At 72.5% G+C, this 17,495-nt stretch carries 21 protein-coding genes; 14 read left to right on the forward strand and 7 right to left on the reverse strand.

Annotated elements, in window-relative coordinates:
• Positions 1-16 precede the first annotated feature (16 nt).
• Positions 17-769: a potassium channel family protein gene (locus FHX81_RS22490; protein WP_141980027.1), complete on the forward strand. Its 753-nt coding sequence runs from the start codon at positions 17-19 to the stop codon at positions 767-769.
• 39 nt (positions 770-808) lie between these two features.
• Here FHX81_RS22490 and FHX81_RS22495 read toward each other — a convergent pair whose 3' ends face one another.
• Positions 809-1,828: a threonine aldolase family protein gene (locus tag FHX81_RS22495; RefSeq protein ID WP_141980028.1), complete on the reverse strand. Its 1,020-nt coding sequence runs from the start codon at positions 1,826-1,828 to the stop codon at positions 809-811.
• 152 nt (positions 1,829-1,980) lie between these two features.
• Between FHX81_RS22495 and FHX81_RS22500 the strand changes: the two genes are divergently transcribed.
• The 7 genes from FHX81_RS22500 (at position 1,981) to purB (ending at position 7,111) form a co-directional block, all read left to right on the forward strand.
• Complete coding sequence (locus FHX81_RS22500; protein ID WP_141980029.1) at positions 1,981-2,499, forward strand: SigE family RNA polymerase sigma factor; 519 nt, start codon at positions 1,981-1,983, stop codon at positions 2,497-2,499.
• A gap of 17 nt (positions 2,500-2,516) precedes the next feature.
• Positions 2,517-3,272 carry a hypothetical protein gene (locus FHX81_RS22505; RefSeq protein ID WP_141980030.1) on the forward strand — a complete coding sequence of 252 codons (756 nt, stop codon included), beginning with the start codon at positions 2,517-2,519 and terminating at the stop codon, positions 3,270-3,272.
• Between the two features lie 84 nt (positions 3,273-3,356).
• A complete protein-coding gene (locus tag FHX81_RS22510; RefSeq protein ID WP_141980031.1) occupies positions 3,357-3,680 on the forward strand; it encodes a DMT family transporter in 324 nt (107 codons plus the stop codon).
• Between the two features lie 13 nt (positions 3,681-3,693).
• Positions 3,694-4,278, forward strand: coding sequence for a TetR/AcrR family transcriptional regulator (locus FHX81_RS22515; protein ID WP_141980032.1), 585 nt, complete (start codon positions 3,694-3,696; stop codon positions 4,276-4,278).
• Between the two features lie 48 nt (positions 4,279-4,326).
• Positions 4,327-4,857, forward strand: coding sequence for an RNA polymerase sigma factor (locus FHX81_RS22520; protein ID WP_141980033.1), 531 nt, complete (start codon positions 4,327-4,329; stop codon positions 4,855-4,857).
• Complete coding sequence (locus tag FHX81_RS22525) at positions 4,854-5,630, forward strand: hypothetical protein (protein WP_141980034.1); 777 nt, start codon at positions 4,854-4,856, stop codon at positions 5,628-5,630. The genes FHX81_RS22520 and FHX81_RS22525 overlap by 4 nt, the downstream gene beginning before the upstream one ends.
• 47 nt (positions 5,631-5,677) lie before the next feature.
• Entirely contained in the window at positions 5,678-7,111 is a 1,434-nt protein-coding gene (gene purB / locus FHX81_RS22530) for an adenylosuccinate lyase (RefSeq protein ID WP_141980035.1), read from the forward strand.
• 63 nt (positions 7,112-7,174) lie between these two features.
• Here purB and FHX81_RS22535 read toward each other — a convergent pair whose 3' ends face one another.
• Genes FHX81_RS22535 through FHX81_RS22550 form a run of 4 tightly spaced genes read right to left on the reverse strand, consistent with a single transcriptional unit; the run spans position 7,175 to position 10,096 of the window.
• Positions 7,175-7,612: a hypothetical protein gene (locus FHX81_RS22535; RefSeq protein WP_141980036.1), complete on the reverse strand. Its 438-nt coding sequence runs from the start codon at positions 7,610-7,612 to the stop codon at positions 7,175-7,177.
• Between the two features lie 56 nt (positions 7,613-7,668).
• On the reverse strand, positions 7,669-8,418 hold the full coding sequence (locus tag FHX81_RS22540) for an amino acid ABC transporter ATP-binding protein (protein ID WP_141980037.1): 750 nt from the start codon (positions 8,416-8,418) through the stop codon (positions 7,669-7,671).
• Entirely contained in the window at positions 8,415-9,245 is an 831-nt protein-coding gene (locus tag FHX81_RS22545; protein WP_246107927.1) for an amino acid ABC transporter permease, read from the reverse strand. Before FHX81_RS22545 ends, FHX81_RS22540 begins: the two co-directional genes overlap by 4 nt.
• Positions 9,242-10,096, reverse strand: coding sequence for an ABC transporter substrate-binding protein (locus tag FHX81_RS22550; RefSeq protein WP_141980039.1), 855 nt, complete (start codon positions 10,094-10,096; stop codon positions 9,242-9,244). The genes FHX81_RS22545 and FHX81_RS22550 overlap by 4 nt, the downstream gene beginning before the upstream one ends.
• A 64-nt stretch (positions 10,097-10,160) precedes the next feature.
• On the opposite strand from FHX81_RS22550, the gene FHX81_RS22555 reads away from it, so the two are divergent.
• Together FHX81_RS22555 and FHX81_RS22560 are read left to right on the forward strand one after the other, a co-directional pair.
• Complete coding sequence (locus FHX81_RS22555; protein WP_141980040.1) at positions 10,161-11,051, forward strand: phosphoribosylaminoimidazolesuccinocarboxamide synthase; 891 nt, start codon at positions 10,161-10,163, stop codon at positions 11,049-11,051.
• A 71-nt stretch (positions 11,052-11,122) separates the two neighbouring features.
• The gene (locus FHX81_RS22560) at positions 11,123-11,842 is read left to right on the forward strand and encodes a DUF2334 domain-containing protein (protein ID WP_141984076.1); all 720 of its coding nucleotides are present in this window, start codon (positions 11,123-11,125) and stop codon (positions 11,840-11,842) included.
• Here FHX81_RS22560 and FHX81_RS22565 read toward each other — a convergent pair.
• Positions 11,764-12,375, reverse strand: coding sequence for an MBL fold metallo-hydrolase (locus FHX81_RS22565; protein ID WP_141980041.1), 612 nt, complete (start codon positions 12,373-12,375; stop codon positions 11,764-11,766). The two genes, FHX81_RS22560 and FHX81_RS22565, sit on opposite strands and share 79 nt — an antisense overlap.
• A gap of 28 nt (positions 12,376-12,403) precedes the next feature.
• A complete protein-coding gene (locus FHX81_RS22570) occupies positions 12,404-13,375 on the reverse strand; it encodes an NAD-dependent epimerase/dehydratase family protein (protein ID WP_141980042.1) in 972 nt (323 codons plus the stop codon).
• A gap of 238 nt (positions 13,376-13,613) precedes the next feature.
• Here FHX81_RS22570 and FHX81_RS22575 point away from each other — a divergent pair, with 238 nt between their 5' ends.
• The 4 genes from FHX81_RS22575 (at position 13,614) to purL (ending at position 17,460) form a co-directional block, all read left to right on the forward strand.
• The gene (locus tag FHX81_RS22575; RefSeq protein ID WP_246107928.1) at positions 13,614-14,063 is read left to right on the forward strand and encodes a hypothetical protein; all 450 of its coding nucleotides are present in this window, start codon (positions 13,614-13,616) and stop codon (positions 14,061-14,063) included.
• A 228-nt stretch (positions 14,064-14,291) separates the two neighbouring features.
• The gene (gene purS / locus FHX81_RS22580) at positions 14,292-14,531 is read left to right on the forward strand and encodes a phosphoribosylformylglycinamidine synthase subunit PurS (RefSeq protein ID WP_141984077.1); all 240 of its coding nucleotides are present in this window, start codon (positions 14,292-14,294) and stop codon (positions 14,529-14,531) included.
• Entirely contained in the window at positions 14,528-15,199 is a 672-nt protein-coding gene (gene purQ / locus FHX81_RS22585; RefSeq protein WP_141980044.1) for a phosphoribosylformylglycinamidine synthase subunit PurQ, read from the forward strand. The genes purS and purQ overlap by 4 nt, the downstream gene beginning before the upstream one ends.
• A complete protein-coding gene (purL, locus tag FHX81_RS22590) occupies positions 15,199-17,460 on the forward strand; it encodes a phosphoribosylformylglycinamidine synthase subunit PurL (protein ID WP_141980045.1) in 2,262 nt (753 codons plus the stop codon). The genes purQ and purL overlap by 1 nt, the downstream gene beginning before the upstream one ends.
• Positions 17,461-17,495: the final 35 nt, after the last annotated feature.

Genomic DNA, 17,495 nt, shown 5'->3' on the forward strand with positions numbered 1-17,495 from the left:
CCCGCACCATGGGTCGGTGTTCGAGACCGATGAACGCCGCCTCGCCCGGTGGGAGCGCCGCGGCGAGTGGCCCCTGACGGGCCTGGCCGTCCTGTTCGTGGTGGTCTACGCGTGGCAGGTCCTGGACAACCGCTCGACCGCCGGACTGGACGTGGTGCTGGAGGCCGTCCTCTGGATCATCTGGCTGATCTTCGCGGTGGACTACGTCGCGCGCTTCAAGCTCGCCGTCGACAAGCGCAGGTTCTTCGCCACGCACCTGTTCGACCTGCTGGCGGTCCTGCTGCCGATGGTGCGCCAACTGCGCGTGCTGCGGCTGATCACCGTGCTCAAGGTGCTGAACAAGCGGTTCGCGGGCCGGTTCCGGCAACAGGTCGGCGTGTACGCCGCGGGCGTCACGGTCCTGGTCGGGCTGTGCGCTTCGCTGGCCGTGCTGGACGCCGAGCGCCACCACCCGGACGCTTCCATCACCACGTTCGGCGACGCCGCGTGGTGGACGCTCACCACGATCTCGACCGTCGGCTACGGCGACCGCTACCCCGTCACGTGGGAGGGGCGCCTGGTCGCCGCGCTGCTGATGATCGGCGGGATCGCGCTGCTGGGTGTCATCACCGGCACGATCGCGTCCTGGCTGGTCGAACGCCTCAGCGGGGTCGAGGACTCGGTCGCCGAGGCCGAGCAGGCGACGGCCGCCGAGCTCCGCCTGGTGCGGGCGGAGCTGGCCGAGCTGCGCGAGGAACTGCGCGCCGCCCGAACCCGGAGCGGCGGCTAGGGCGACGGGTGCCCGCGGTGCCGAGCACCACCCGGCACGTCAGCTCGCCGACCCGATCCGGCGCAACGCCTCCGCCACGTCCTCCGCCCCCACGTCGCGGTGCAGCACGAAGCGCACCTTGCCCGCCATCGGACCGGCGAACACGCCCAGGTGCCGCAGCCCGGTCAACGTCACCTCCAGGTCCGGCACGCCCGCCAGCACGATGTTGGTCTCCGGCTCGTCCACCAGCCAGCCCAGCTCCGCCAACCCGCGGGCCAGCGCACGCGCGTTCGCGTGGTCTTGGGCCAGGTCGTCGACGCGCTCCAGCCCCACCAGCCCCGCGGCGGCCAGCACGCCACCCTGCCGGACGCCGCCCCCGAGCATCTTGCGCACCCGCCGCGCCTCGGCGACGAAGGACGACGACCCGGCCACCACCGACCCGACCGGTGCGCCGAGCCCCTTGGACAGGCACACCTGCACGGTGTCCACGCCGACCGTCAACGCCGCGGGCGGCAGTCCGAGCGCCACGGCCGCGTTCCACAACCGCGCGCCGTCCAGGTGCACCCGCAGCCCGGTCTCCCGCGCCGCCGACACCAGCAGCGCGTGCTCGTCGGGCTGCGTCACCGCCCCACCGGCGGCGTTGTGCGTGTTCTCCAGGCACAGCAACGTCGTGCGCAGCGTGTAGTACGGCCCGGACGTCCCCGCCGCCGCGCGCACCGCGTCGGGCGTGGCCCGGCCGGGGCCGGCGTCGCAGTCCAGCGGGTGCGGCATCCCGCCCGCGATCCACGCGGCCGTGCCCAGTTCGTTGTCCAGCACGTGCGCGCCGCGCGGCGCGAGGAACCGGTCGCCGGGCCGCAGGTGCACGGTCAGCGCGATCAGGTTGCCCATCGACCCCGACGGCACCCACAGCGCCGCTTCCACGCCCAGCAGTTCCGCGACGCGGTCCTCGAGCCGCCGCATGGTGGGGTCGTGGTCGAGCACGTCGTCGGCGACCTCGGCCCGGGACATGGCCAGTCTCATGGCCTCGTCCGGCTGGGTGACGGTGTCGGAGCGGAAGTCGAGCGGCGAGAGCTGGGTCACGAATGGATCACATCACACCGGGCAAGCCCTGACCCAGTCGCGTCGGCGGTACCACGATGGGGGTGACGCAAGTCTCGGTGAACCGGCGTGCAACCGTTGCCGCCCCCGGTTCCGTCCGGTAAGTGCAAGCACGACGAGCGGAGAGAGTCCGCGTGGATCAGCGCGACGAGCAGGAGTTCGCGGAGTACTTCGCAGCTCGCCGGGAGGCCGTGCGCCGAACGGCGTTCCTGCTCTGTGGTGACTGGCACCGGGCGGACGACCTCGCGCAGACCGCGTTCGTCGCGTTGCACCGCAGGTGGCGCAAGGTCCGGGACAAGCAGGCCCTGGACGCCTACGTCCGCCGGACCCTGGTGCGCGCGGTGATCGACGAGTCACGGCGGCCGTGGCGGAGGGAGCGCTTCGTGGACGAGGTCCCGGAGACGCCCTCGGGCGACGGCGAGCTCGGCGACTCGGTGGCCACGCGGCAGGCGCTGGTCGCCGGGTTGCGGCGGGTGCCGCCGAGGCAGCGGGCGGTGCTCGTGCTGAGGTTCCTGGAGGGTCTGGACGTGGCGGCGGCGGCCGAGGCGCTCGGGTGCTCCGAGGGCACGGTGAAGAGCCAGACCTCCCGGGGTCTGGAGGCCCTGCGCGAAGCGTTGGGCGACTCGATCGAGGACTTGCGGCCGGCATCGTGAGCGGGAGGAGGAGGTAGGTGGACGAGCAGAAGCTGGGCGAGCTGTTCCGCGACGCGGCCCGCGACGCGCCGCCGCCGTCCTTCGACGTGGACGCCGTGCGGTCGGCGTCGGCGCGGGCGAGCGCGCGGCGCAGGTCGGCCGTCGCGGTCGGCTCCGTCATGGCGGTCGTGCTCGTGTTCGGCGGCCTGGTCGTCGGCGCCGACCTCGTGCGGAGCACGTCCGGCGGCGAACTGGCCTCGGCGGGTTCCGCTCAGGACGCCTCGTCCCCTAACGTCACACCTTTCACCGCTGATGAGCCGGAGATGGTGCCGAAGGACGCGTCACCGGACCGCAGCGGAGAGGTGTCGCCCGAGAGCATCCCCGAGGACTCGTCTACGCAGGGGGACGATCCGCCGGGGAGTGCCGGCCGCACGTCGGCCGGCAGCGCCCAACGCGGGTGCGTTGAGGTGGACCGGGAGCTCGCCGTCGCCCTCGCCGACGAGCTCCCGGTCGCCAACGCCGACGACGCCTTCGCCCCCACCGCCTTCTGCCCGGGCGCCGTGCGCGGCGCGAGCCTGCCCGTGCGCGACGGCGACGTCGGCGGCACGCTCTCGGTGGTCATCGCGCCCGGTGGCACGACGGGCCTGCTGCCCGACCGCTCGTACGCCTACGCGTCGGCCAGGACCGCCGGCGGCGACGAGCTGTTCGTGATCAGCCGGTCGGACGTGGGCGCGGACGACCCGTTCCAGGGGGAGCTGCCGGGGTTGGCGTCGAGGCTGGCCGACCGGTTCTGACCGGGAAAGCGGGATCACCCACCATTCCAGTACTGGTGTACCACTAATTTTGGTACGGTCGTACCAGATTGGGAGGTGGTCGTCATGGCATGGGCCGTGCTCATCGTGTCCGGCTTCTTCGAGGCCGGTTGGGCGGTCGCGTTGAAGCTCTCCGACGGCTTCAGCAGGCTGTGGTGGACGGTGGCGTTCGCGGTGTTCGCGCTGGTCAGCTTCGCGGGACTGGCCTGGGCGATGAAGCAGTTGCCCGCCGGACCGGCGTACGCGGTGTGGACCGGGATCGGGGCGGCGCTCACCGCCGTGATCGGCATGGTCTGGCTCGGCGACGGCGTCAGCACCCTCAAGCTGGTCTCCCTCGGCCTGATCGTCAGCGGTGTCATCGGTCTCAACCTGGCCGGTGGCGGGCACTAGTACCTTTTCTGCAATGACAGCCGCAACGCCGAAGGGCGAACGCCGGCGCCAGGCGCTGGTCGAAGCCGCCGCGAGCCTCCTGGCCGACGGCGGCTTCGACGCGATCCGGCACCGCGCCGTCGCCGAACGCGCGGGCCTGCCGCTGGCCTCCACGACGTACTACTTCGACTCGCTGGACGAGCTGGTGACGGCGGCCCTGGAGTTCCACGGCAACGCCGAGCTGGCCTACGGCAAGGCCAGGCTCGACGAGCTGGACCCGGCCGAGTGCGGCGGGGACGCGTTCGTCGAGCTGGTGCTCGACCTGCTGCTCGGCCCGTCCGGCGACCGCGACGCCGAAGCCGTGCTGCTGCGCTACGAACGCCTCGTCGCCACCGGCAGGCGGCCCTACCTGCGGCCGCTGATGCGCCGGATGTCCGGCGAGCTGCACTCCCTGCTGTTCGACATCTTCACCCGGGCCGGTCAGCGAGTCAGCCGCGAGCGCGTGGAGGAGCTGATCGCGCTCGTCGACGGTGCCGTGGTGAACGCGCTCATCGAGATCAGCCCGGACCCGAGGGCCGCCGCCCGCCGGATGCTGCGCAAGTCCGTGCAACCCCGCTGACCCCGGCCGCGTGGAACGGGGTGGGGGCGCGGAAGGGGACTTGAACGCATGCGCAAAGCCGAGGAGCAGGGCTTCCGCGAGTTCGCGGTGAGCCACGCCGCGTCGTTGCGGCGCACCGCGTACCTGTTCTGCGGTGACTGGCACATGGCCGAGGACCTGATGCAGGCCAGCCTGCTCAAGCTGTACCAGGCGTGGCACCGGATCGAGTGGCGCGACAACGCCTCGGCCTACGCCCGCAAGGTGCTGCTGCGCACGTGGCTGGACGAGAAGCGCAGGCCGTGGCGGCGGGTCGAGCAGCGGGACGGCGAGCTGCCCGACGTCGCCGACGCGACCGCCGACCCGGAACGGGCGGGTGAGCAGTTGTGGGCGCGCGACCTGATCCACGCGGCGCTGCTGCGGGTGCCGCCGGGCCAGCGGGCCGTGCTGGTCCTGCGGTACTTCGAAGACCTCCCGGTCAGCGAGGTCGCGGTGGCGATGGGGTGCACCGAGGGCACGGTGAAGAGCCAGACGGCGCGTGGTCTCGTGGCGTTGCGCGCGGCGGTCGAGGAGCTGGAGCGAGGGGCGGTGGTGGCGTCATGAGCGAGGCAGACCTGCGAGAGGGTCTCCGGGCCGCGGTCGGTGACGAGCCGCCGTTGCGCTTCGACCCCGACGAGCTGATCCAACGCGCCCAGCACGAGCGCCGGCGGCGGCGCGCGCTGGTCGCCGTGGCGCTGGTGACGGTCGCGCTCACCGGCACCGTGCTGAGCCTGCCCGGCGTGCTGGAGCGGCGGACGGTCGACGCGGCGAGCGGGTCGGTGCTGACGACCACGGTGTCCCCGGCGCCGTCCGCCCGACCCGGACCGCCGCCCACCACCGTGGCGCCGGCGACCACCGCGCCGAAGTCCGCGGCCGGCGTCACGTCGTTCCTCTCGGGCTACCTGACCGGGCGGTTCCCCGAGGTGGTGCCGGGGTCGAAGGTGACGGCCGTCCAGATCAGCGAGGTGCTCGACGCCGATCCGGTGCACTACGGCGCGGTGGTGCGGTTCATCGACGGGATCGGTCCGAGCGGGGTGGTGGTGCGGTTGACCGCGCCGTCGGGGCAGGAGTACTTCGACCGGTTCTGCGACGAGTTCGAGTGCGACGAACCGCAGCGGCGCGAGGACGGCACGCGGCTCGCGACCGGCATGACCGGTGACCCCCGCACGAAGGTCGTGGTGTCGCGCGCGGTGGCGCACCAGCGCGCGAACGGATCGGTCGTGCAGGTCACCACCTACGGGTACGACCCGGGTATGGGGTCCGAGCTGGGGCACGTGGTGCTGACGGTCGACCAGCTCGTGCGGCTGGCCACCGACCCGAACCTGAACCTGCCGTGACGCTCCCCGGCGTCCGGCCGCCCGTCCGGGCGAAATAAGCTGGTCACGTGACGGTCAAGCCCCGCATCGCCAATGTCCTCGCCGGTCGCTACGCCTCCACCGAGCTGGCCACGCTGTGGTCCGCCGAGCACAAGATCGTGCTGGAGCGGCGGCTGTGGCTCGCCGTGCTGAAGGCGCAGGCAGAGCTCGGCATCGACGTGCCCGCGGCGGCCGTCGCGGACTACGAGCGCGTGGTCGAGCAGGTCGACCTGGCGTCCATCGCCGAACGCGAGCGCGTCACCCGGCACGACGTGAAGGCGCGCATCGAGGAGTTCAACGCGCTGGCCGGGCACGAGCACGTGCACAAGGGCATGACCTCGCGCGACCTCACCGAGAACGTCGAGCAGCTCCAGGTGCTGCGGTCGCTGGAGCACGTGCGCGGCAAGACCGCCGCCGTCCTGGCCCGCCTGGCCCGCCGTGCCGCGGAGCACACCGACCTGGTGATGGCGGGCCGCTCGCACAACGTCGCCGCCCAGGCCACCACGCTGGGCAAGCGGTTCGCCACCGCGGCGGACGAGCTGCTGGTCGCGTTCCGCCGGCTGGACGAGCTGATCGCCCGCTACCCGTTGCGCGGGGTGAAGGGCCCGGTCGGCACCGCGCAGGACATGCTCGACCTGCTCGGCGGCGACCGGGACAAGCTGGTGGAGCTGGAGCGCCGCGTCGCGGGGCACCTCGGCTTCACCAGCGTGCTGACCAGCGTCGGCCAGGTCTACCCGCGGTCGTTGGACTTCGACGTCGTCTCCGCGCTCGTGCAGCTGGCGGCGGGTCCGTCGTCGCTGGCCAAGACGATCCGGCTGATGGCGGGCCACGAGCTGGTGACCGAGGGCTTCAAGGCGGGCCAGGTCGGTTCCAGCGCGATGCCGCACAAGATGAACACCCGGTCGTGCGAGCGGGTCAACGGCTTCGCGGTCATCCTGCGCGGCTACCTGTCCATGGTCGGCGAGCTGTCGGGCGACCAGTGGAACGAGGGCGACGTGTCGTGCTCGGTGGTGCGGCGGGTCGCGCTGCCGGACGCGTTCTTCGCCTTCGACGGGCTGCTGGAGACGTTCATCACGGTGCTGGACGAGTTCGGTGCGTACCCGGCGGTCGTGGCCCGCGAGCTGGACCGCTACCTGCCGTTCCTGGCGACCACGAAGGTGCTGATGGCGGCGGTCCGCGCGGGCGTCGGCCGGGAGACCGCGCACGAGGTCATCAAGGAGCACTCGGTGGCGGTGGCGCTGGCCATGCGCGAGGAGGGGCTGGCGGGCAACGACCTGCTGGACCGGTTCGCCGCCGACGACCGGCTCCCGCTGGACCGGGCCGCCCTGGACGCCCTGCTGGCCGACCGGCTGTCGTTCACCGGCGTGGCCGAGCAGCAGGTCGCGGAGGTGGTGCGGCAGGTGGAGGAGCTGCTGGCGCAGTACCCGGCCGCCGCCGGCTACGTGCCCGAGCCCATCCTGTAGCCCGCGCGGTCGCGAACGGTCGACTTCCCGGCGACCGAGCCGCCGTCCGCGGAGCAGCGGCCGTCAAACACGGTCCCAAACCAGGCGGCCCCGGCGGGTCTTCTCGCACACCAGGTCGCGCCCCGCCGGGTCGACCGCCGTCGCGCCCTCCTCCTCGCACGGGAAGCCCTCCAGGGCCACCTCGTCGAACCGGGGCGGTGTCGTCGTCGACTCGGCCGGTGGTGCGGGCTGCGGCTGGACCTGCGGTGGAGGTGGAGGCGGGGGCGGTTCGGTCGTACCGGCCACCGTCGGCGGCGGTGGCGGCGTGGTGGTGGTCGTCGTCGGGCGCACCGAGATCTCGGCCACCGCCGGGATCGAGGTCACCGGCGCCGAGCTGGACGTCGTCGGGAGCACCACCGGCTCCGGGCTCGCCGACGGCTTCGCGCAGGCACCCGTGAGCAGCAGCAGGAGCACCCCGCCGCTCGCCGCGACCGGTGCTGCGAATGCCTTCCGATGGACCACGCCCAGCAGAGTAGGGCTCACCCGTCCGATACCCCAAGTGGCGTCTCCCGAGCGGCCTAAAGGCGGCCCGCTTCGATGATCCGGCGCAGGAACTGCCGGGTGCGCGGGTGCACCGGCTCGCCGAGCACCTGCTCGGGCGGTCCCGACTCGACCAGCCGACCCCCGTCGAGGAACACCACCCGGTCGGCGACCCGCCGGGCGAACCCCATCTCGTGGGTGGCCATCAGGATCGTCCGACCTGCCTCGGCCAGCTCCCTGACCAGCGCCAACACCTCGCCGACCAGCTCCGGGTCCAACGCGCTGGTGATCTCGTCCAGCAGCAGCAGCCGCGGCGAGTAGGCCAGCGCCCGGGCGATGGCCACCCGCTGCTGCTGCCCACCGGACAACTGCTCCGGGTAGCCGCCCGCGCGGTCCGCGAGGCCGACCCGGTCGAGCAGCTCCAGCGCGTTGCGCTCGGCCTCCGCGCGCGGCACGCCGTGCACCACGCGCGGCGCGAGGGTGATGTTGTCCAGCACGCTCATGTGCGGGAACAGGTTGAACGCCTGGAACACGATCCCCATCGCACGCCGCGCCACGTCGGCGTTCACCCGCGGGTCGGACACGTCCGCCCCGTCGAGCAGGACCTGACCGTCGTCCAGCTCCTCCAGCAGGTTCACGCACCGCAGCAGGGTCGACTTGCCCGACCCCGACGACCCGATCACGGTCACCACCTCGTGCTCGCGCACGTCGAGGCTGACCCCGTCCAGCACGGTGTGGTCGCCGTACCGCTTGACCACGCCCCGCACGCTCAGCACCGGCTCGGTCATCGTCCCCCCTGACGGCGTCGCGCCCGGCGGGCCAGCGCGTCGGCGAACCGCGCCGTGGGCACGGCCAGCAGCACGAACAGCAGGCCCGCCACCACGTACGGCGTGAAGTTGAACGCCCGCGCGTGCTCGATCTGCGCCGCGCGCACCGCGTCCACCGCGCCCAGCACGGAGATCAGCCCGCAGTCCTTCTGCAGCGCCACGAAGTCGTTCAGCAGGGCGGGCATCACCCGCCGCACCGCCTGCGGCAGCACGACCAGCCGCAACGTCTTGCGCGGGCCCAGGCCCAGCGACCGGGCCGCCGCGACCTGCGACGGGTGGACCGACTCGATCCCGGCCCGGAACACCTCCGCCACGTACGCCGTGTACGCGAGCACGAGCGCCGCGCCACCGAGCACCACGAAGTCGTTCGGCACGCCGGTCAGCCGCAGCGCGGGCAGCCCGAACCCGATCAGGTACAGCAGGATGATCAGCGGCAGGCCGCGGAACAGGTCCACGTACGCCGTGGCCAGCACGCGCAGCGGGAACCACACCGGGCCCCGCAGCGTGCGCAGCGTGGCCACGACCAGCGCCAGCACCAGGATCAGCGCGCCGCACACCGCCAGCACGCGCAGGTTCAGCCAGAGCCCTTCCAGCACCGCGGGCAGCGAGCGCCACGCGATCTCCACGTTGAAGAACGACTGCCGCACCCGCGGCCAGCCCGGCGCGCGGGAGACGGTGACCCCGACCGCGACGGCGAACACGGCGGTCGACAGCAGGGCGACCAGGGTGGACCGCCGCGAGCGGGAGCGCTTGTAGGCCAGGCGCTCCCGCTGCAGCTCGCTCGTCACTTCAGCTCGGGTGCGGTGCCCGCGGACGACAGCCACTCCTGCTCGATCCGGCCCAGCGTGCCGTCGGCGCGCAGGTTCTCCACCGCCGTCGAGACGCACGCGGTGAGCGGGCTGCCCTTGTCCAGCACGACGCCGAACTGCTCGGGCTTGCCGTCGCCCGCCGGGACCTGGCCGATGATCAGGCCGTCCTCCAGCTCCGCGGACGTGATGTAGAACGCGGTCGGCAGGTCCACCACCAGGGCGTCGATCTGCCCGGCGCGCAACGCGGCCTTGCCGTCGTCGTTGGTGTTGTAGACCGCGACGTCCTGCTCGGGCTGCAGGCGCTCGGCGGCGTCGAAGCTGGTCGTGCCGACCTGCGCGCCGATCTTGACCTGCTTGAGCTCGGCCAGCGTCTTGACCGACGCGGCCTTGGACGACTTCAGCGTGATCACGGCCTGGTCCACGTCGTAGTACGGCGCGGAGAAGTCCACGGCCTGCCTGCGCTCCTCGGTGATGGAGAACTCGTTGAGGTCCATGTCGTAGGTCTTCTTGCCCGGCTGGATCGCCGCGTTGAACGGCACCCGCGTCCACACCACGTCGGTCTTGGCGTAGCCGAGCTCCTCGGCCAGCGCGTAGGCGATCGCGGACTCGAAGCCCTTGCCGTTGGCCGGGTCGTCGTCGACGAACCACGGCTCGTACACCGGCTGGTCCGTGCCGAAGGTGATCTTGCCCGGGGTCAGGGTGGGCAGCTTGTCCTTCGTGCAGGTCACGCCGTCCACCTGGTTGGTCGGCGGCGCGGTCTGGTCCGCGGGGGCGCAGGCGACCGCGAGGACGGCGGCGGTCACGGCGAGTATCAGTCCGGGTGCACGCATGGGAGGAATCTTGCCGCAGGTGGGAAGGCCCGCCCATGAGCTGGGACGAAGTACGCTTCGGCCCGTGCCCAAGCTCGCTGACTACCAGCAGGTCGCCGCAGGCAAGGTCCGTCAGGTCCACGAAGTGGACGACGACCTGCTGCTGTTCGTGGCCTCCGACCGGATCTCCGCCTACGACCACGTGCTGACCACCCCGATCCCCGACAAGGGACGGGTGCTCACCGCGATGAGCGTGTTCTGGTTCGAGGAGTTCGCGGACTTGACGCCCAACCACCTGGTGGCGTGGGACGACCCGCGCATCCCCGCCGAGGTGCGCGGCCGCGCGCTGCTGGTGCGGCGGCTGGACATGGTCCAGGTCGAGTGCGTGGCCCGCGGCTACCTGACCGGGTCCGGCATGGCCGAGTACCGGCGGACCGGGTCGGTGTGCGGGGTGGAACTGCCGTCCGGGCTGGTGGAGGCGTCGGAGCTGACGCCGCCGATCTTCACGCCCGCGACCAAGGCGGAGCTCGGCGCGCACGACGAGAACGTGTCGTTCGAGCACGTCGAAGCGCAGCTCGGCGCGTCGCTCGCGGCCCGGCTGCGCGACGTCACGCTGGAGGTCTACGGCGCGGCGCGGGAGTTCGCCCGCTCGCGCGGCGTGATCCTGGCGGACACGAAGTTCGAGTTCGGGCTGGACCGGTCCGGCGCGCTGGTGCTCGGCGACGAGGTGCTGACGCCGGACTCGTCGCGGTACTGGCCGCTGGACGGGTACGCGCCGGGTCACGTGCAGCCGTCGTTCGACAAGCAGTACGTGCGCGACTGGCTGACCTCGCCCGCCTCCGGCTGGGACCGGGCGTCCGACACCCCGCCGCCACCGCTGCCCGACGACGTCGTCGCCGCCACCCGGTCGCGGTACGTGGAGGCGTACGAGCGGATCACCGGGCGGTCGTTCGCGGACTGGCCCAGCCCCGAATAGTTCGCCGGCTGCGCACCCCGGCGTCACCTCGTCTTGAGGCGGGCGACACGCCGGTGGTGCGCACTGGAGCCGTGGTCGCCGAACTCGTGGTCTCGCTGTCCGGCGTCGGGCCGAGCACGCTCGCCCGGTGCGCCGACCTCGCCGCCGAGCTCGACCGGCGACGGGTGCCGCTGTCGCTGCTCCTCGCGCCGCGCAAGGCCGTGCCCGGTGAGGCGCTGGCCTGGGTGCGGCGGCGGGTGTCGGCCGGTGACGCGCTGGTTCTCCACGGCTTCGACCACCAGCCGGACCCGGCGCGCCGGGCCTCGGCGCTGGGCCGCCGTGCGGAGTTCGCCGCCCTGCCCGCGCACGAAGCGGGACTGCGGCTGGTCGCGGCACGGGCCGCGCTCGGGCGGTTGGGGCTGGCCACGGACCTGTTCGCGCCACCGCGGTGGCTCGCGTCGCCGGGCACGGTGGTGGCGCTGCGGCGGCACCGGTTCGCGGTGTGCGCGGACATGGCGGGCGTGCGCGACCTGCGCACCGGCGACGTGCGGCCGGGGCGCGTGCGGGTGGTCGGCGAGCACTGGAGCCACCTGCTCGGCGTCGGCCGGGCCGCGCGGCGCGGCGGGCTCGTCCGGATCGGCGTGGACGCGGCGGACCTGGACCGGCTCGCGCTGCGGGAGGCGGTGCTGGAGGCCGTGGACCTGGCCCTGCACCACGGCGCGTCGGCCACGACCTACAGCTCGACCGCCTCGCCGCGCGGCAGCACGACCACCTCGACGCCGTCGGGTGCGGTGCCGACCAGGACGCGGTAGAAGATCTCGGTCTGCGCCAGGACCGCCTCGTGGATCGGCACGGCCTTGCGCGGGCCGACCCGGGCCAGGAAGTCCGCCGCCTCGGAGACCTTCAGCCAGGGCGCGGCCGTGGGCAGCCCGAGCACGTCGACGCGCTGCCCGGGCACGGTCAGCGAGTCGCCGGGGTGGTAGAACGCGCCGTGGTCGACCAGGTAGCCCACGTTCACCGGCAGCTCGACCCGTTCGTGGATGACCTCGTGCGGCGCGTCGAGGACGGTGACGACCGAGCCGCCGACCTCCAGCACCGCACCGGGCCCGACGACCTCCGCGCCGTCCAGGGCGAACGGGGCGAACAGCCGTGCGCCCGGGTTCGCCGCGCGGACCGCGGGCAGCTTGTCGAGGTCGACGTGGTCGCGGTGCTCGTGGGTGATCAGGATCGCGTCCAGGCCCTCGACCTGCTCGAAGCCCGACGAGTAGACGCCGGGGTCGAACAGCAGCCGCGCCGCGCCTGTGTCGACCAGCAGGCACGAGTGCCCGAAGTGGGCGATCAGCATCCGGGTGCTCCTCTCTGGCGTGGCCGGTTCACCCCACCTCGAGCAGCAGGGCGTCCTCCACGTCCGGCGGCAGGCCCGCCCGCCGGGTGCGGTCCGGGCCGAGGGCTCGTTCGTGCGCCAACGCGTCCACCGCCGTCTCGGCCGTGGGCCGGACCCGCAGGCCCGCGGCCAGCGCGGGGCCCGCGTCGCGGAACATCATCGCCCGGTGCGACGGCGGCAGCCACAGCGGCAGCGACTTCGGCCCCGTCCACGGCTCCACGCCGTGCCGCTGGAGGACCGGCTCCGGGATGCGGACCAGCACCGTTCCGGGTGGCGCCACCGCGCCCGCGACCTCGCCCAGGACCAGCGACAACGGGTTGGCCGGGCCGACCGCGTCGTACGTGCCGGCGGTGCGCCGCTCGGCGGCGTCCACGATCCACGTGGCGAGGTCGCGCGCGTCGACGTGCTGAGCCGGCTGGTCGGGCGCGTCCGGCACGGCGACCCGGCCACCCCGGGACAGCCGGTTGGGCCAGTACCCGAACCGGTCGCTCGGGTCGCCGGGGCCGGTGATGAGGCCGGCGCGGACAATGAACGCGCGGTCGCCGACGGCGTCCAGGACGGCGTGCTCGCTCGCGACCTTGATCGCGCCGTAGCGCTCGGACGACATCGGCGCGGCCGGGTCGTCCTCCAGCGGCTCCAGCGTGGCGGTCGTGCCGGGGACGGAGTGGTCGGCGTAGACCGAGCAACTGGAGACGAACGTCCAGTGGTCCGCCGTCACCGCCCTCAACGCCCGCCGCACCCACGTGACCGACATCTTGGCCACGTCCACCACCGCGTCGAAGTGCGCGCCCTCCAACGGCCCCAGGTCGACGTCCCGGTCGACGGGCACGAGCACCGCCCCGTCGGGCACCCGCCCGGACTCCCCACGCGCCGCGCAGACCACCTCGTGCCCCCGCCGCACCGCCTCGGCCGCCGTCGCCTTGCTGAGGAACACCGTCCCACCGAGCACCAGGATCCGCATGATCCCCACCCTGCGGCCGACCCGGCCGTGCTGCCACCACATCAGCCGATAGCGAACGGGCCGCTTGGCCGGTGGTACCAGTGGTCCAGCGAACGCACGTTCGGGCTGAAGCGCTTCGGAACGACCGGCGCGGTGCCGATACCCGACCGTGAGTGTGCACGCATTTGTGGACGAGTCCCGGCGAAATGACACGTACTACCTGGCGGCGGCGGTAGTGCGACCCGGAGACCTCAGGAGCTTGCGGTCGGGGCTTCGCCGCCTGCTCTTCCCCGGCCAGCGGGAACTGCACTTCTGCAAGGAGAAGCAGGCTCGGCGCAAGCTGCTGCTGGCGAAAGTGGTCGAGCTGGGTGCCCGGGTCGACGTCTACCGGTCGAACTGCCGCCAGGGTGAGGAACGCGCTCGACAGGAGTGCCTGGCGAGGCTGGCGGAAGACCTGCTCGACCTGAAGGGACATCGGCTGGTCCTCGACAGCCGCCAGGACCGGGATTTCCTGGACGCGCACACCATTCGCCGCGTGCTGGACAAGTACCCCGAGCAGAGTCGACTCGTCTACGAGCACTGCGCCAGTTTCGACGAACCGCTCCTCTGGCTGGCGGACATCGCCGCCTGGTGCACCGGCGCGGGCGGTGAGTGGGCTCGTCGTGCCGCGCCGGTGATCGGTTCCGTGATCCGGCTCGACTGGCCGTAGACAGCGCGAAGCGCGGCCGCCCACCGTCCGGAGGGAGACCGCGCTCACTTCCTCGGCTCAACAGCCTCGGCTGTGATCAGGTTAGCAGGAACCGGGCGCCGAACGCCGCATCACGATCGGGTGATCTCCGGTGAACGTGTGCCGTCCGCCACCGGTGAAGTTGATGAACACCCTGGTCAGGTAGGCTTTGGCAGTACCGCCAGCCCTCCTACCTTGGAGCAGCCTGTCGTGGCCCGAGTCGTCGTCGACGTCATGCCGAAGCCCGAAATCCTCGACCCGCAAGGACAGGCGGTGGCCAACGCGCTGCCCCGTCTCGGGTTCGACGGAATCACCTCTGTCCGCCAGGGCAAGCACTTCGAGCTGGAGGTCGCCGAAGACGTCGACGACGCCACGCTCGCCAAGATCGCCGAGACGTTCCTCGCCAACCCCGTCATCGAGGACTGGGTCGTGAGGCGGGTGGAGGCATGAGGGTCGGGGTCATCACGTTCCCCGGCACGCTGGACGACGTCGACGCCGAGCGCGCGGTCCGGTACGCGGGCGGGGAGGCGGTCAAGCTCTGGCACGCCGATCACGACCTCAAGGGCGTCGACGCGGTCATCGTGCCCGGTGGGTTCTCCTACGGCGACTACCTGCGCTGCGGCGCGATCGCCCGGTTCGCGCCCGTCATGACCGAGGTCGTCGACGCGGCCAAGAAGGGCATGCCGGTCCTCGGCATCTGCAACGGCTTCCAGATCCTCTGCGAGGCGCACCTGCTGCCCGGCGCGCTCGTCCGCAACCACAAGCTGCACTTCGTGTGCCGCGACCAGTGGCTGAAGGTCGAGAACAACTCCACCGCCTGGACGAGCCGGTACGACCAGGGCGCGGAGATCCTCGTGCCGCTCAAGTCCGGTGAGGGCGGCTACCAGGCCGACCAGTCCACCCTGGACGAGCTGGAGGGCGAGGGCCGCGTGGTGTTCCGCTACGTCGGCGAGAACCCGAACGGCTCGCGCAACGACATCGCGGGCATCACCAGCGCCAACGGCCGGGTGGTCGGCCTGATGCCGCACCCCGAGCACGCGATCGACGCGCTCACCGGCCCGACCGACGACGGCCTGGGCATGTTCCTGTCCCTCGTCGACTCGGTGGTGAAGGCCTGATGACCGTCGACACCGTCAAGAACGCGGAGAGCACGCCGGACCAGGAGCAGCCCTACAAGGAGCTGGGCCTCAAGGACGACGAGTACGCCCGCATCAAGGAGATCCTGGGCCGCCGCCCCACGGACGCCGAGCTGGCCATGTACTCGGTGATGTGGAGCGAGCACTGCTCCTACAAGTCGTCCAAGGTGCACCTGAAGTACTTCTCCGAGACGACCACGGACGAGATGCGCGCGAAGATGCTCGCGGGCATCGGCGAGAACGCGGGCGTGGTCGACATCGGCGACGGCTGGGCGATCACGTTCAAGGCCGAGAGCCACAACCACCCGTCCTACGTCGAGCCGTACCAGGGCGCGGCGACGGGTGTGGGCGGCATCGTGCGCGACATCCTGGCGATGGGCGCCCGCCCGCTGGCCGTGATGGACCCGCTGCGGTTCGGCCCGGCCGACGCGCCGGACACCCGCCGGGTGCTGCCGGGCATCGTGGCGGGCGTCGGCGGCTACGGCAACTGCCTGGGCCTGCCCAACATCGGTGGCGAGGTCGTGTTCGACGCGACCTACGCGGGCAACCCGCTGGTCAACGCCCTGTGCGTGGGTGCGATGCGGGTCGAGGACCTGCACCTGGCGCACGCCTCGGGCACCGGCAACAAGGTGATCCTGTTCGGTGCCCGCACGGGCCTGGACGGCATCGGTGGCGTGTCCGTGCTGGCCTCCGAGACGTTCGACGACACGGCGGGCAAGCGCAAGAAGCTGCCCAGCGTGCAGGTGGGCGACCCGTTCACCGAGAAGGTGCTGATCGAGTGCTGCCTGGAGCTGTTCGCCGAGCGGATCGTCGTCGGCATCCAGGACCTGGGCGGCGCGGGCCTGGCGTGCGCGACGTCGGAGCTGGCCAGCGCCGGTGACGGCGGCATGCACGTCTACCTGGACCGGGTGCCGCTGCGCGCGTCGGGCATGACGCCCGCGGAGATCCTGTCCAGCGAGTCGCAGGAGCGCATGTGCGCGGTCGTGCGGCCGGAGGACCTGGACGCGTTCATGGCGGTCTGCGCGAAGTGGGACGTCATCGCGACCGAGATCGGCGAGGTCACCGAGGGCGACCGGCTGGTGATCACGTGGCACGACGAGGTCGTGCTGGACGTGCCGCCGCGCACGGTCGCGCACGAGGGCCCGGTCTACGACCGGCCGATCGAGCGGCCCGCGGACCAGGACGCCGTGCAGGCCGACACGCCGGACCGGCTGCCGAAGCCGGCGAAGGACGAGCTGCTCGACCTGGTGAAGACCATGGCCGCGTCGCCGAACCTGGCGTCGAAGCGGTGGGTGACCCAGCAGTACGACCGGTACGTGCGCGGCGGCACGGTGCTCGCGCAGCCCGCTGACTCGGGCATGATCCGCATTGACGAGTCGACCAACCGGGGCGTGGCGCTGTCCACGGACTGCAACGGCCGCTACGCCAGGCTGGACCCGTACGCGGGCGCGCAGTTGGCGCTGGCCGAGGCGTACCGGAACGTGGCGACGACGGGCGCGACGCCGGTCGCGGTCACGAACTGCCTGAACTTCGGCTCGCCGGAGGACCCGGCGGTGATGTGGCAGTTCGAGCAGGCCGTGAAGGGCCTCGCGGACGGGTGCGTCGAGCTGGGCATCCCGGTGACCGGCGGCAACGTCAGCTTCTACAACCAGACCGGTTCGACGGCGATCCTGCCGACGCCGGTGGTGGGCGTGCTGGGCGTGATCGACGACGTCCGCCGCCGCATCCCGACCGGGATCGGCGCGGAGGCGGGCGAGACGCTGCTGCTGCTGGGTGAGACGCGCGCCGAGTTCGGCGGCTCGGAGTGGGCGCACGTCGTGCACGGGCACCTGGGCGGTCTGCCGCCGAAGGTGGACCTGGCGCGGGAGAAGCTGCTGGGCGAGGTGCTGGTGGCGGGTTCGCGCGACGGCATGCTGTCCGCCGCGCACGACCTGTCCGACGGCGGCCTGGCGCAGGCGCTGGTGGAGACCTGCCTGATCGGCGAGGTCGGTGCGCGGGTGTTCCTCGAGGGCGACCTGTTCACCGAGCTGTTCAGCGAGTCGACGGCCCGCGTGCTGGTGGCCGTGCCGCGCACCGAGGAACTGCGGTTCACCGACATGTGCACCGCGCGCGGCCTGCCGTGGCGCAAGGTCGGCGTGGTGGACCCGGAGTCCGACGCGCTGGAGGTCCAGGAGCTGGGCTCGCTGCCGCTGGCCGAGCTGCGCGAAGCCTGGGAGGGCACCCTCCCGGCGTTGTTCGACTGATCCGGCAGGGTGGTCGGCCGGGGGAACGCCCCGGC

The organism is Saccharothrix saharensis (genome assembly GCF_006716745.1).
Taxonomy (GTDB): domain Bacteria; phylum Actinomycetota; class Actinomycetes; order Mycobacteriales; family Pseudonocardiaceae; genus Actinosynnema; species Actinosynnema saharense.